At 42.8% G+C, this 14,910-nt stretch carries 14 protein-coding genes; 5 read left to right on the forward strand and 9 right to left on the reverse strand.

Translation table 11 applies throughout. The features are described from left to right. On the reverse strand, positions 1-1,677 hold the full coding sequence (locus DQW11_RS08275; RefSeq protein ID WP_113923580.1) for an amidase: 1,677 nt from the start codon (positions 1,675-1,677) through the stop codon (positions 1-3). Positions 1,678-1,752: 75 nt separating this feature from the next. Between DQW11_RS08275 and DQW11_RS08280 the strand changes: the two genes are divergently transcribed. Next, complete coding sequence (locus DQW11_RS08280; protein ID WP_113923581.1) at positions 1,753-2,193, forward strand: hypothetical protein; 441 nt, start codon at positions 1,753-1,755, stop codon at positions 2,191-2,193. Positions 2,194-2,326: 133 nt separating this feature from the next. Next, positions 2,327-3,295, forward strand: coding sequence for a sugar phosphate isomerase/epimerase family protein (locus DQW11_RS08285; RefSeq protein ID WP_113923582.1), 969 nt, complete (start codon positions 2,327-2,329; stop codon positions 3,293-3,295). 11 nt (positions 3,296-3,306) lie between these two features. Here DQW11_RS08285 and DQW11_RS08290 read toward each other — a convergent pair whose 3' ends face one another. The 4 genes from DQW11_RS08290 to DQW11_RS08305 all read right to left on the reverse strand — a co-directional run bounded on the left by DQW11_RS08290 (position 3,307) and on the right by DQW11_RS08305 (position 6,077). After that, complete coding sequence (locus DQW11_RS08290; protein ID WP_113923583.1) at positions 3,307-3,627, reverse strand: hypothetical protein; 321 nt, start codon at positions 3,625-3,627, stop codon at positions 3,307-3,309. 21 nt (positions 3,628-3,648) lie between these two features. After that, complete coding sequence (fumC, locus tag DQW11_RS08295; RefSeq protein WP_113923584.1) at positions 3,649-5,049, reverse strand: class II fumarate hydratase; 1,401 nt, start codon at positions 5,047-5,049, stop codon at positions 3,649-3,651. A gap of 77 nt (positions 5,050-5,126) precedes the next feature. After that, entirely contained in the window at positions 5,127-5,612 is a 486-nt protein-coding gene (locus DQW11_RS08300; RefSeq protein ID WP_113923585.1) for a hypothetical protein, read from the reverse strand. Positions 5,613-5,696: 84 nt separating this feature from the next. Continuing rightward, positions 5,697-6,077 carry a RidA family protein gene (locus DQW11_RS08305; RefSeq protein ID WP_113923586.1) on the reverse strand — a complete coding sequence of 127 codons (381 nt, stop codon included), beginning with the start codon at positions 6,075-6,077 and terminating at the stop codon, positions 5,697-5,699. Positions 6,078-6,237: 160 nt separating this feature from the next. Between DQW11_RS08305 and kynU the strand changes: the two genes are divergently transcribed. Together kynU and DQW11_RS08315 are read left to right on the forward strand one after the other, a co-directional pair. Then, positions 6,238-7,524, forward strand: a complete 1,287-nt coding sequence (kynU, locus tag DQW11_RS08310) for a kynureninase (RefSeq protein WP_113923587.1) — start codon at positions 6,238-6,240, stop codon at positions 7,522-7,524. Between the two features lie 25 nt (positions 7,525-7,549). Next, the gene (locus tag DQW11_RS08315) at positions 7,550-8,905 is read left to right on the forward strand and encodes an FAD-dependent oxidoreductase (protein ID WP_113923588.1); all 1,356 of its coding nucleotides are present in this window, start codon (positions 7,550-7,552) and stop codon (positions 8,903-8,905) included. A 541-nt stretch (positions 8,906-9,446) separates the two neighbouring features. Here DQW11_RS08315 and DQW11_RS08320 read toward each other — a convergent pair. Next, positions 9,447-11,225, reverse strand: coding sequence for a chloride channel protein (locus tag DQW11_RS08320; RefSeq protein WP_113923589.1), 1,779 nt, complete (start codon positions 11,223-11,225; stop codon positions 9,447-9,449). Between the two features lie 51 nt (positions 11,226-11,276). Then, on the reverse strand, positions 11,277-12,185 hold the full coding sequence (locus DQW11_RS08325; protein WP_113923590.1) for a M28 family peptidase: 909 nt from the start codon (positions 12,183-12,185) through the stop codon (positions 11,277-11,279). A 73-nt stretch (positions 12,186-12,258) separates the two neighbouring features. On the opposite strand from DQW11_RS08325, the gene DQW11_RS08330 reads away from it, so the two are divergent. Further along, positions 12,259-13,248, forward strand: coding sequence for an NTPase (locus tag DQW11_RS08330; RefSeq protein WP_113923591.1), 990 nt, complete (start codon positions 12,259-12,261; stop codon positions 13,246-13,248). Positions 13,249-13,557: 309 nt separating this feature from the next. Here the strand turns inward: DQW11_RS08330 and yjjX are convergent, their stop codons facing one another. Then, positions 13,558-14,139 carry an inosine/xanthosine triphosphatase gene (gene yjjX / locus DQW11_RS08335; protein ID WP_113923592.1) on the reverse strand — a complete coding sequence of 194 codons (582 nt, stop codon included), beginning with the start codon at positions 14,137-14,139 and terminating at the stop codon, positions 13,558-13,560. Between the two features lie 54 nt (positions 14,140-14,193). Continuing rightward, positions 14,194-14,901, reverse strand: coding sequence for a YebC/PmpR family DNA-binding transcriptional regulator (locus DQW11_RS08340; RefSeq protein ID WP_113923593.1), 708 nt, complete (start codon positions 14,899-14,901; stop codon positions 14,194-14,196). Positions 14,902-14,910 lie beyond the last annotated feature (9 nt).

Raw genomic sequence — 14,910 nt, forward strand, 5'->3', positions numbered from 1 at the left:
TTATTTGTCAAAAAAGGGAGGTCTTTTTTTCTGCCATTCGGTTTTTTCCTGATAAGCTTTGCCCAGCATGACCAGCTTCTCTTCGTCAAAAAGATTGGCGAGAAATGTAATGGAAGTCGGACTGCCGTTTTCAGCAAAACCGTTTGGCATGCAGAGGGCAGGATGTCCGGTCAGGTTGGTGATCTGAAGTTGGTTTCCCGCAAAGGAAGGAGTCACGATAACATCATATTCCTGAAACAAGGCGTGCATTTCTTCGATCAAAATGCTGCGATACCTGTTGGCTTGTATGTATTCGACCGCCGGGATGAACCTTGCTGCACGGAAGAGATTTGGCCAGGCATTGCGGTGTTGGGCGACCATTTGGTCATCGAGATTCAATCTTGTCAAGTCATCAAAAGCCGCGGCACCCTCCACATAGAGCGAAATCAACATGCTGCTCGGATCGACAGAAGTTTTGAGTTCGACAGGATGGAGTTCCAATCCCATCGCCCTCAGGTCTTCCAATACTTTTTTGTCTTTGTCTATATTTTGCCTGTCACCTTCGAAGAAAGGAGCAAAATATCCGATCTTGAGGTCTTTGATGGATTTTTTGGAGTTGTATTGAAATGCTGCGGCGATGGTGCTTTTGTCTTTGGAGTCAAATCCATTAATGATAGAAAGGACAATTCCGTTGTCCAAAGCTGACCTGGAAATTGGGCCGATTTTGTCCATGCTCCAACTCAGTGCCATGGCACCGTGTCGGCTTACCCTTCCAAATGTAGGTCTCAGTCCTGTCACTCCGTTTCTTGTGGAAGGCGAGACAATGCTTCCGAGTGTTTCTGTTCCGATGGCAAAAGGCACCAATCCCGCACTCACGGCAGAGGCCGATCCTGCCGATGAACCGCTTGAACCTTGCTTCATGTTCCATGGATTTTTGGTCACCCCTCCGTACCACACATCTCCCATGGCCAAGGCGCCCAAGGTAAATTTTCCCACCAAGACTGCGCCTGCTTCATTGAGTTTTTCTACTACCGTAGCCGTCTCATCGATCGTTTGATCTTTGTAAGGCATGGCGCCCCATGTGGTTTTGGTACCTTTCACTGCCAACAAATCCTTGATGCCATAAGGAATGCTATGCAGCGGACCACGGTCAATTCCTTTTGCAAGCTCGGCATCCATGGCTTTGGCTTTTTGCATGGCCTCTGTTTCCATTAAAGTGATAAGGCACTGAAGTGTATCCGAATAAGTTTTGATCCGGTCGAGGTAGATTTTTGTCAATCTTTCCGAGCTCAGCTTTTTGCTTTTGATCAAAGAAGAAAGTTCAGCAACAGAAAGGTAGGCGATGTCAGCTTCTTTTTTGGGTAGACTGACATTGACAGGTATTCCCCAATCAATTTCTTCCTGAATCTGGTTTGGTACAAAACCATGGGGAAGGGGGTTGAAACCAATGGCAGGAGCAACTGAATTTGTGATGGGCTGCTTGCGCATGGTCTCGTAACTTGTCCTGTAATTGGTCAGGTTTCGGTTCATGCTGTCCCTCTCGGCCGGAGAAAATTCAAGTCCGATCAGGATTTGGGCGTTGGCAATGTTTTCGGAAGTGATGTCCGCCATCATTTTGCCGCCGACAAACCCTGAAGACAAAAGAAGTATTCCTCCTAGAATTAAACCTATCCGGTTCCTATTTATGATTCTCTTCATGTAGATTTACGTTTGGGTAAAAAACCTATTCGGATGAGTAAATGTTATTTTCGAGGAATATAGCCAATTTAGATTATGGACAAAAACAGCATTACACCAAGTTTTCCAATGCCCCTGCGCGGCCTGTTATTGCTTACAGGGATGTACACCTTTGCTTGGTCGGCTTTCTTCCGATATTTTGGAGAAGACTTTTTGAAATGGCTGTCTATGAATCCGGATTACCTCGCTGAGTCCAATACCAACGTCTTCGGGATTTTCGGGATGATCTTGGGCTTTCTGATTTTTATGAGTGCCTTTTATCCGATCAGTTGGCAGTATTTGATTTTGGTCGGGATCGTCGGGCATCTGGCACTTCTTGTTTGGGTTTTCATTGCTTTTATTCCTGATTTGGGATGGAACAAAAGGACTGTGTTCCAAATCGGTTTCAATCAAATCATCTGGCTGGTGCTCTTGACAATTGTATATTTGAGATCTGTCAAAGTGAAAAAATATCTTCAAACGCTTGAAAGCAAATAACTTTTTGAAGGCCTTTTTTGACATTTAATAAAACGAAGAATCATTAAAATCAAAAATTAGCTGAGTTCAAACTGATTACCATTATTATTTCTGAAATTCGATTTCGCATCTTTAATTCTCAAACAGTAAACCTATGAACAGAAGAATTTTCATCCAAAAAAGTGCCGTTGCGGTAGCCGCAGGTAGCTTAATACCCCATTTGACCATGGCCGATGACATGCAAAAAATCAAATCCCTAGGAGTCGCCTTGTTTACGGTTCCCAAAGCCCTTTCGGCAGATTTTGAAGGAACGCTTAAAGTGATTTCGGAAATCGGCTATAAAGAGTTGGAGTTTTTTGGGCCATATACATTTTCGGATGAAGCGACCAAGGAAGGTTGGAAAATGGCAGCCAATGCATTGGGCTTTTCCGGAAGCGGGTATTTTGGAAAAACACCAAAAGAGGTGAAGGAAATTTTAAACAGGTATGGACTTTCTGCCCCGAGCATCCATGTGGATTTACCGACTTTGAGAAACAACATGGAAGGTGTTGCTGAAGCAGCACATGTTGTCGGGCACAAATATGTGGGTATCGCCATGATTCCGGATGACATGAGGAAAAGCCTCGACGACTACAAAAAAACCGCTGAGATCTTCAATCAGGTCGGTGAATCTGCCAAGAAAAACGGCTTGACTTTCTTCTATCATAACCATGGCTATGGCCACAAAGCCGTAGATGGCGTGGTTCCTTTCCAGATGATACTTGACAACACAGATGCTGATTTGGTCAAAATGCAGATGGATGTTTTTTGGTTTACCGCGGCAGGAATTGACCCCATCAAATACCTCAAGGAAAATCCAAAAAGGTTCCCTTTGCTCCATGTAAAAGACATGCGTGAGAAAAAGACTTTCCCAGGAGATGGTGGGAATATGGGTGAATGGATGGGGTTATTCCCGTACCTGGCGGATGCAGGTGATGGGGTTTTGGACTTGTCCGGTATCCTTTGCGAAGCAAAAAAATCAGGAGCCAAGCATTTTCTGTTAGAAAAAGACCTGACTCCTGACCATGTAAATGCCCTTCAAAAAAGCTTTGATTACCTCTCTGCTTTGAATCTGAAGTGTTGATATTATTCCGATTAAAGTAAGATAATCAATAGGATGATAATGATGATCAAAGCCCCTGTGGAAATGTAAAGACCTGTTCCACGGAGGGCTCTGGCTTCTTTTTCAAGGCTTTTCAATTCTGCTTTGATTTCGGCTTTTTCAGCTTTTTCAAGATTGGATAATTCCATATCTCGGATTTCAAGAACCCGGGCTTCGATTTCCTCAAGTTTTACCTGCTCTTCAGCGGTCAATACTTTTGGTTCTTTTTTGCCTTTGCCTTCAGCAAATGTAGGTGTGGTGGAAAACAGGAGCAATGCGGCCGCTGTCGTCATCAAAATGTTCGATTTTTTCATATGGGGGTAAAATTGATTTGTTTATTTAAGACTGCCGATCATGTCCTCTGGCTTCACCCATTCGTCAAACTGCTCGTTTGTCAATAGACCCAATGCCAAAGCAGCTTCCCTTAGGCTAGTGCCTTCTTTATGCGCTTTCTTCGCAATGGCTGCTGCATTTTCATAGCCAATGTATGGATTTAACGCTGTCACCAACATCAGGGAATTCTCCAAATGTCTCTTGATGAATGGTTTATTTGGCTCAATACCGATAGCACAGTTGTCATTGAAAGAAACACAGGCATCACCGATCAACCTGGCGGACTGAAGGAAGTTGGCAATCATCATCGGTTTGAATACATTCAGCTCAAAATGTCCGTTTGATCCGCCGATGGAAATAGCAACGTCGTTGCCCATGACCTGTGCGGCAACCATCGTCATGGCTTCCACTTGGGTAGGATTGACTTTGCCTGGCATAATGGAAGAACCCGGTTCATTTTCAGGGATCAGTATTTCACCGATACCGGATCTTGGGCCTGAAGAAAGCATCCGGATGTCATTGGCGATTTTCATCAGACTTACTGCCAATTGCTTCAAGGCGCCGTGGGTTTCCACAATGGCGTCATGGGCCGCAAGTGCTTCAAATTTGTTGGGGGCAGTGACCATCGGCTGTCCGGAGAATTGGGCGATCTTGGCGGCCACCAATTCAGAATAACCTGCAGGGGTATTCAATCCGGTGCCTACTGCAGTTCCGCCAAGGGCAAGTTCTGACAGGTGGGACAAAGTATTTCTCAATGCTTTCAGTCCATGTTCAAGTTGCGCTACATAGCCCGAAAACTCCTGTCCCAAAGTAAGCGGGGTGGCGTCCATAAAGTGGGTCCTGCCGATCTTTACGACACCCATAAACTCCTCTGATTTTGCTTTAAGCGTATTTTTGAGGAGCTCCACACCGGGGATGGTTGTTTCCAACACCATCTTGTAAGCCGCAATGTGCATGGCGGTAGGGAAAGTATCGTTCGAAGACTGTGATTTGTTCACATCATCATTGGGGTGGATTTTCTTTTTGGCATCTTCCAATGAACCTCCCAAAAGCACATGGGCCCTGTATGCGATTACTTCGTTTGCGTTCATGTTGGATTGTGTTCCAGAGCCTGTCTGCCAGATCACAAGTGGAAACTGATCGTCATGCTGACCTGTCAAGATTTCATCGCAGACCTTGGCAATGATATCGGCTTTGTCCTGAGTCAATACTCCGAGCTCGGCATTGGCGATGGCAGCGGATTTTTTGAGGATGGCAAATGCCCTGATGATTTCGATAGGCATCCTGTTTTTTTCGCCACCGATTTTGAAATTGTTGATGGACCTTTGGGTCTGCGCTCCCCAATATTTGTCAGCAGGAACCTCAACAGGCCCCATGGTATCTTTTTCTATCCTGATGCTCATATTTATTTGATCCTGTGGTTATTTTTTGATGCGCTAAATTACTACCTGATTGGAAGAATACATAAGGATAAGGGGAATTAATCCTTTCGATCCAAATTGAGCATCTCATGGAATATCTCCTGTGAGATTTTGATTTTCCTTTTGAAATAACTCCATGCAAAATAGTAGTTGCCAATGGCGGCAAGAAGACTGATGCCGGCATAAACCGGATTTTGGGAGACCAAGCCAAAAACCACAGCCAGACCCAAGGTCACCACGGTCCAAAAACCCAAGAAAAATGTAGAACTCGGGAATAGCCTATATCTGAGAAAAAGGATACAACCTTTGGGTGTGGCCTCGATTTTGCCCAAGATCAAGGGCAGAAAACTGTCCGGCTTATTGATGGCCAAGGAGAGTCTGAATGATTCTTTTTCCACTTTTCCGTTGAATTGAAATCCTTTTTGAAGTCTTTGCTCATAATCTAAAAAGTTGACATCCAGGGTTACTTTTTCTAACCGCTGTTCCACTTCCTTTTTGGACAATGCAGATACGAGCACTTCGCTGTGGTTTGGAAATGGATTCATTGGATTTTAACTCTAGCCCACCAAAAAAGTTAGATTCCTCTTTTAAAGTAAGATACCGATTGATGCCTTTAAAATTCTGATTTCCTATTTTACTGCAATACAGGAAATTTCCACATTGACATTCTTCGGAAGTTTGCTGACTTCGACGGTTTCTCTTGCGGGGGGATTGGTTTTGAAATACTGCCCGTATGCTTCATTGATTGTCGCAAACTGACCCATGTCCCTGATAAATATGGTGCATTTGACTACATCGGCAAAGGTAAAACCTCCGGCTCTCAGCACCGCGTCCATGTTTTTCATGACGGCGTGGGTTTCTTCGGTAATATTTTCATTGATCAACTCACCGGTGACAGGATCCAAGGCAATCTGACCTGACAGATAAAGCGTATTTCCGGTTTTAACAGCTTGGCTATAGGGCCCGATAGGCGCAGGGGCATCACTTGAGAAGATGATTTCTTTGGACATGGGATATCTATTTTTGTGCAAAATACAGATTCAGAAACAACCGCCGAAATCAAATCGGTTTTTTTCAAAACGGAAACATGGTAATTTTGATGATGGAGACAAACCTATTGCCTAGATGGTGGTTTAGTCTTTGCCAACACCCTTCTTTCCATTACTAAAAATGAAAAAAACAGACTATCGATTTTCAGAAGATTTTGCCAGAGAAATGGATGAAAAGGATCCTTTAGGTGGATTCCGGTCGAGATTTTATTTTCCCAAAGTCGATGGAAAGGAGGCGATTTATTTTTGTGGCAATTCCCTTGGGCTACAACCCAAAACCACAAAAAAATACATCCAAAAGGAGTTGGATAACTGGGCCAATCTGGCAGTTGACGGCCATTTTCTTGGGGAAGACGCATGGTATCATGTCCGCAAAAAATCCAAACCGGCTTTGGCTGAGATTGTCGGTGCACATGAGCATGAGGTCGTGGCGATGAATAACCTAAGTTCAAACCTTCATTTTTTGATGGTGTCATTTTACCAGCCTACCAAAGAGCGATTCAAAATCATCACTGAAGCTGGTGCTTTTCCTTCGGATATGTACATGCTAGAGACGCAGGTTAAGTTTCATGGCTTGGATCCCGATCTGACCATCATCGAATTAAAGCCAAGGGAGGGAGAATATACGCTGAGAACTGAAGACATCCTTAAAACCATTTCAGAAAATCAGGGCCAACTTGCCTTGGTCATGATGGGAGGTTTGCAATATTATACCGGGCAGGTGTTTGACATGGAGGCGATCACTGCCGCGGGGCATGCAGCAGGAGCAAAAGTGGGATTTGACCTGGCCCATGCTGCAGGAAATGTTCCCCTTCAGTTGCATGATTGGGGAGTTGATTTTGCCACTTGGTGCAGCTACAAATACATGAATTCAGGACCCGGCAACATCTCCGGTATTTTTGTTCATGAGCGCCATGCCGAAAGTCCCGACTTGCCGAGATTTGCAGGATGGTGGGGACATGATGAAGGGCAGCGATTCAAGATGGAAAAAGGTTTTAAGCCGATGTTTGGTGCAGACGGGTGGCAATTGGCCAATTCCAATGTACTTGCCTTGGCTGCACATCAGGCTTCCCTGGATATTTTTCTGGAAGCAGGCATGGAAAAACTGAGGCAAAAAAGTGAACTTTTGACAGGTTATTTGGAGTTTTTACTCCGGGAAATCAACGGTGAACGCGGTGTAATTGAAATAATTACCCCGAAAAACACCAATGAAAGAGGCTGTCAATTATCTTTGCTTGTCAAAAAAGGCGGAAAAGCTGTCTTTGATGAGCTTTACCAAAATGCAATAGTTGGGGATTGGCGTCATCCCAACGTAATCAGAATCGCACCCACACCGTTATATAACAGCTTTCTGGATGTCTATAGGTTTGCCAAAATCCTAGAACAATCCCTTCACAAATTTGCCTGACCAGGCAGAAAGTATCTCTCAAACCATGAAAAAAAATGAAATCAGCATCCTTGGTTCCGGTCTTATCGGGTCATTGTTGAGCATATATATGAAAAAAAGAGGTCTTGACGTAAATGTTTACGAGAAAAGACCCGACAACCGAAAAGGGCAGTACCAGGAAGAAGGCAGGTCTATCAACATGGCCTTGAGCGACAGAGGGTGGAATGCCTTGGAAAAAGCCGGTTTAAAGGAAAAAGTACTCCCCTTGACCATTCCCATGTACGGGCGAAAAGTCCACGATGAACATGGGAAAACGAGTTTTATACCCTACGGAAAAGAAGGTCAGGCGATCTACTCTATTTCCAGAGGGAGATTTACCCAGCTCTTGATTGATGAAGCGGAAAAATTAGGGGTCAAGCAAAATTTTGGATATAAAATAGAAGATGTGGACCTCAGGTCCAATGAGCTTTTGGTCGTGGATCCGGAAGGGAACAAAGAAACAATTTCCTCTAATGTCATTATTGGATCAGATGGAGCCTATTCTGCGCTTAGAAATGCCATGCTGAAGCAAGTCCGATTTGACTACAAGCAGGAATATATCACCCATGGTTATAAAGAACTCAGCATCCCTCCGACGGAATCCGGTGAATTTGCCATGGATCCCAATGCCCTCCATATCTGGCCTAGGGGAAGCTTTATGCTCATCGCACTTCCCAATCCGGACAAATCATTTACCTGTACCCTTTTTCTTCCATTCGAAGGTGAAAGGATAAGTTTTGAAAATATAAGGGATGAAAAGGATGTGGCGAATGTCTTTGAAACCTACTTTGATGATGCATTTAAGTTAATGCCCACCTTGAAGGAAGAATATTTCAAAAACCCTTCCTCTGCCCTTATCAATATAGAATGCTATCCTTGGATGCTCAAAAGCGCCCTTTTGATCGGGGATGCTTCTCATGCCATGGTTCCTTTTTATGGTCAGGGCATGAATTGTGGATTTGAGGATTGTTTTATTTTGGATGAATTGATTGAAAAATTCGGTACCAATGCTTGGGAGTTGGTTTTTGCCAAATTTCAGAAAAAGAGGAAAAGAGATACGGATGCCATCTGTCAGTTAGCAATGGAGAATTTCGAAGAAATGAGAAATGAAGTGTCTGACCCAAAATTCCTGATCAGAAAAAAAATAGAAGCCAAGTTGCATGCCCTTTACCCTAAAGAGTGGATTCCGCTCTATACCATGGTGACATTTTCCAATATGCCTTACTCAGAGGCATATGCCCAAGGGAAGCTGCAGGAAAAAATCATGGACAAGGTCATGTCAAGTCCATTGATTTCCCAAAATTGGGACAAACTGGATTATGAAGACATCCTGTATCAAATGGACAAAGCGAAGGCTGTATAAAATAAAAGACTGCTTCCAATCAAAGCAGTCTTTTTTTTCACCTTATTTATTACCTCCCTGCTAATTTTTCTGAATAGGAGTTTAAGATATGTTTTGAATTTTGAATTGAACATATCCTGTTAAAATTGTATTTTTATTAGAACATACTTGATTTTACAAACAGAAATTTTCTAAATGAGTTTTTAGTATTTTACATTAAGTTTTTTGTGGCGAATAAATCGCAATATTTTTTACTGATTTAGGTATAAAAAACCAATAGAAGGATTAAAAAACTGAAGGCCTTGAGTACTCAAAATTTCCAAAAACTTCTAAATCAGCCTTTAAAGACATATCTTAAAATGCAAGCCTTTTTTATCCACATTTTCGAATACTTTTCCACACACCCTAAAAAAAAGCACATAACCTATTGATAATCAATTAATTAAATCACTTCACTTTTATATGATTTTGTGGATAATTAACTGTAAATGAGAATTTTACGTAATCGTTGTATTTTTTTGGGTTGGAAATTTGGGGAAAAATAGCATAAAAACAGTGGCCTTTATTCTTGATTTTGTCGGATCAGTTTCTTCCTGTAGGCATGGAAAATTCGGGCTTTGGAGATAAATCCCAGGTATTTTCCTGACTCGATCACGGGAAGGTTCCAAGCACCGGATTTTTCGAACTTATCCATCACATTTTGCATATTTTCGTTACTGTTTATCACTTCTGGGGGAGAATGCATCAGTTGCTTGACCTTCAGCGTTTTCTGGCTTTCTGCATCAAACATGAGCTCTCTGATATCGTCTAGGGTGACTATTCCGGTCAGGTCGCCTTTGTCATTCACCACAGGAAAAATATTTCTTCTCGAGAGTTTGACCAGTTCACAGAGGTCGCCCAAGGTTGCTTCAGGCGAAACAGGCAAGAGGTCAGTTTCCATTATTTTTTTGATGTCCATAAGTTCGAGCACCTCTTCATCCTTGGTGGCAGGAAGAAAAGTACCTTTGGCTATCAGTTGCTTTTTGTAAAGTGAGTCCTTGTCAAAATAGGTCGTCGTAACATAGGAGACTGAAGAAACCAACATCAGCGGGATCAGCAATTCATAGCCTCCTGTCAATTCCGCTATCAAAAATATGGCTGATAGCGGCGCATGCTGTACCCCGCTCATGAGCGCGCACATGCCCACCAAGGTAAATGAGGCTAGGGGAAGTTCAATGGGTAGGTTAAAGAGGTTGGCAGTATAGGCAAAGAGAAACCCGGCAATTCCTCCAACAAACAAGGAAGGAGCAAAAATACCACCACTCCCCCCGATCCCAATGGTAATGGCAGATGCGATTGGCTTAATCAACAAGATCATGGATAAAAAAAGAATGATAAAATAAGGGTTGTCTATTTCTGAAAAAAATGGACTCTTCGAGAGGATATTATTGGGTTGACCGGAGACGAGGTGATTCAGCGTATCATATCCTTCTCCATAGATAGGGGGGAAAATAAATAGAATTAATCCCAAAAAGGCTCCGCCGTAAAGTAGTTTTAAATAGGGCTCATCGAATTTTTCCAGCAAACTCTCTGTACTCAGGATGGTTTTATTAAAGTATAGCGATACAAAACCGGTAAAAACAGCCAATAAAAAATAATAAGGGACGTGAGAGGCGATAAATTCTTCTGTGATGGAAAAATTGAACATGCTCTCATTGCCCTGCAACAGAATAGAGGTCAATGCCCCCGCAACGGATGCTATCAACAGAGGTATAAAACTTCCGATGCTTACCTCCATGAGGATTACCTCGATAGCGAAAATCACCGCACCGATGGGCGCGCCAAATATAGCCGAAATGGCCCCCGCGGCCCCGCAACCTATCAAGAGGGTCCGTTTTTTGGCATTGAGATGCATCAGTACTCCCACATTAGAACCGATGGAAGAACCTGTCATCACGATGGGTGCTTCCAATCCTACCGAGCCACCAAATCCGACAGTCAAGGCAGAGGTGATTACCCGGCTGTACATTTTTACCCTTGGAATCAAACTGCTTTTCTTTGAAATGCTCAGCAGGATATCTGCAATCCCATGCCCTCCTTTGTCTTTGAGCACGTAATGTCCAATCAAGTACGCAAGTGAAATCCCTATAATCGGATAGACGATATAAAAAAAATTGGCGTATTCTTCATAAAAGCTATTCGTAAGAAATTCTTGGATAGCATGGACCAACCACTTCAAAATCACAGCAGCAAAACCTGAAGCCACTCCGATCACCCCACTTACAATCAGGACAAAGTTTTTTGTACTCAGGTGGCGAAGCCTCCAAATCAAAAAACGTGTGATAAAGTCAGTTTTAGCCAATGTTACTTATTGATTTTCAGTTAAATATACCCGTTTCATTTTTCTAAAAATCTAATCTTTCTTTAGCTCCTGGTCAAAAGCAATGATTATATCCAAAATCAACCTGACGGCTCCTGTGTAGAATTCGGGTTGTATCCGGTCAAAAGTATCTGTGTCTTTGTGATAATCCTCGTGGTCTTCCACCCCAAAATAAATGAAAGGGATTCCGTTTTTATGAAATTGGGAATGGTCTGAAGCATTGGTCCAATCACCTTTTTGACCGGGGATGTCATGCCCAAACAATAATTTTGGAGAACGTCCTGCCGCGACCCTCTCTATGGTCTGTTTCAATTGAGGATAATGATATGTCCCGACAGCATAGATTTCATTGTTCACATTCCTACTGATCATGTCCATGTTGATGTTTAAAGCTATTTGAGTAAGCGGAAAAGGGAAATCGTTGACCAGTGCTTTTGCTCCTTGATGTCCCATTTCTTCCGCATCTAATGCCACAAACATCATGGAATGGTTTGGGCGGTTTTTAGAAAAATACTCGGCCAAAGCCAATAGTCCCCCTGTACCTGAAGCATTGTCATCGGCCCCGTTGAAAATTTTTTCGCCATCCATACCGATATGGTCATAGTGTGCTATGACCACGATCAGCTTGTCAGTTTCCTTTCCGCCGATAAAGCCGACTATATTGGCCGCCTTTTCATATAATTTGCCCTCTCTGCTGTTATTGAAATCAAAATATTGGGTATAATCCGGGTATTGGGATTTGAGTCCCAATGCCTGAAACCTTTCCTGAATGTATTTTCTGGCTTTCAGACTTCCCTCCGAAAGCGGTTTTCTTCCACCCAACTCATCAGAAGAAAGGTACTCGATATCTTTGAGCAACTTGTTTTGGTCGATTTTTTGTGCGTTCAGTGCAGAAGGGGCAACAAGAAAAAATAGGATTAAAAATTTCAATAAATTTTTCATATATCTATTTAAATTGGTCCGTTATGTATATTCGTAAAAATAGTAAGATATAATCGCTCGAATCTTAACACCTATGAAATATCTTTTGGCCTTGCTGACGGTTTTGGCGTTGATCCAACCTGGTATGGCTCAAAATGCCCTTCCTCAGACTTTTTTGGATGGGAAATCGGTAGTCCTTATATCAAATTCTCCCCAAGCCCGACCGCTGCTTTCCTGGGAGGCTTTGGCCCATGAATTCCATCCTGCTTTGGTTTCGGCTGGAGGAGATCCCATTGCTTATTATGAACTGGAATCGGTCGTGATATCCGAAGAGGTCCAAGCAGGTTTTGCCACCATGTTTTCCAAAAGAATGGTTTCCTCCATTGTGATCTTGACAAGAAAAGCCAATGGGAATGTGACATTAAATATTGGCCCTTTTTCCAATAATAAAAGCATGATTCCCACCAACGGGATGTGGAGCATGGAAGCAGGAAGTATTCAGCAGTTGAATGAAACATTGACAGTCATGGGCCAAAGCATCAAATCCAAAAACCTCATGGTTTTGGAAGTCCCGGAATTCCCCTCAGGAGCCAATGCTACCGCCTCTGCCGCACAAAGGTACCTTAATAGAAATCCGCTCAACCTGGATGTTTTCAAACTTGGAATACCGCTATCCGGCTCCGCAGGGGAAAGTGGCTACCTGAATACTTTTAGATATGACCTTTTGGGTAAATCTGAGGAAAGTGTCTTGGCAGAACAGAATGCCGAAAAGAACGGGCTGCAAGCAATTTTTTCGCAGTTGTATCCACATCAGGTCGAATTCCTCACCGTTCCTAAGACCGATGCGGCATTAATCGGTGAGCGGATTCAGTTTGTTTTGATGCGTGTGGAGGCGAGGGAAGCTGACCTGATGCAAAATATGGGCTTGGCCACCGACAATCTCACAGATGGTGACAGGATTGTGGTGAAATATTACATCCGGTTTTTGGTCCGTAATGAATTGTATATCGGTCCTGTGTGGGATGCTGATCCCGATTGGAGAAAATCCTTGGAGAATTTCCTGAATAACCTGAAAATAAAATGAGCCCAAATGCGGGCTCTTTAAAAATTATAGTTTACTGTTTTGGTGACCAAACACGCTCTGCTATTTATCTTTTTCGGTACTAAAGTAATTTCCTTGAGGGAATTTTAGGACCTATTTTTTTCAAATTTAATCTATCCAAACTTTCAACCACCGGCAAAGCAAAAGGTTTACCTTACTTTTACTATGCCAAAATCCGAACAAAATGCGTCGGGATTAATTCCTTGTAAGTTGGAAGATTTGAGACTTCAAAGCTATGTATATAACTGAGATAAAGCCAATTGAAAAAATCTATCACTTATATAAGGAATTTTAATATAGCTCTTCCTTCAGAAATGGGATCAATGCCAACACGACTGCTTGCTGGTAATAATTTTTTCTGTCGAGGGCTCCTTTGGTAAGAATCCCCACCGCACCGATTTGTTCTTTGGAATTTTCGAGCTTGAAAAATTTATCATCAGCTGCCCCGAGTTCCATGCCACCATCAACCAAATCCGCAATGCCTTTGGGCAAGAAAAACTGGGAAGTCTTGGCTTTGCCGATCTTGCCTTTTTTGTCCAAAACCACCACCCAAGCAAATGCCGTCAATTCTCCCTGGAATTTTTCCACACCGCCTTCTATGCCTACCCAATAATCCGCTTCAGGAAAAACGGCTTTGGAATTTTTGGCCCTGTTCATAGCACCTTTGAAAGTCTGTTCATTTCCGACAGGCTGGGCTTCTACGTCAGAACTTACATTCAGGCCTTCTACCAGGTAAGTACCCTCAAATACCTGATGAAAACCACCATCTGTACAACTGATTTTTACTGGATTTCTACTGCCAACAATTACTAGATTTTGCTTTTGTTGTTCTTGGATATTCTTTCTTTTTGGAAAACTCGTTGTTCCGGTCATGGATGATCAGATGTAAAGATGATATGAATGTGAAATGCTGGATTTTGGGCAATATTATGCGACGTTGGTGAATACTTGGTTTATGTCATCGTCTTCTTCAAGTCTCTCTATCATTTTGTTGATTTCTTCTTCCTGTTCTTCGGTAAGGTCGACAGTAGTAGAAGGAAACCATTGGAAATCAGCATTGATCACTTCGATATGTTTGTCTTCAAGGGCTTTTTGCATCTTTCCAAAATCTTCGAATTCAGTGTATGCAAATATTTCTCCTTCATTCTCAGCAATTTCTTCGAGTCCATGGTCTATCAGTTCCAATTCCAACTCCTCTACGTCCATGTCTTTTTGGGCAAAGCGGAATACTGCTTTTTTGGTAAACATGAAACTTACTGAGCCTGAGGTTCCCAAAGCTCCTCCGGATTTTGTGAAATAACTTCGGATATTGGCTACCGTGCGGTTGATATTATCGGTGGAGGTTTCGATGATAACAGCCACGCCATAGGGGCCATATCCCTCATAAACTATCTCCTCGTAATTTTTTTCGTCCTTGTTTGAGGCCCTTTTGATCGCAGCTTCGATCGTATGCTTAGGCATGGAGGCACCTTTCGCGTTTTGGATTACAGTACGGAGCTTGGTGTTATTGCTTGGGTCAGGCCCACCTGCTTTGACGGCCATGACGATTTCTTTTCCAAGGCGTGTAAAGACCTTGGACATCTGACTCCAACGCTTAAATTTTCTTTCTTTCCTGAATTCAAAGGCTCTTCCCATTTCTGATCT

The organism is Cognataquiflexum aquatile, assembly GCF_003316845.1.
In the GTDB taxonomy this organism is placed as follows: domain Bacteria; phylum Bacteroidota; class Bacteroidia; order Cytophagales; family Cyclobacteriaceae; genus Cognataquiflexum; species Cognataquiflexum aquatile.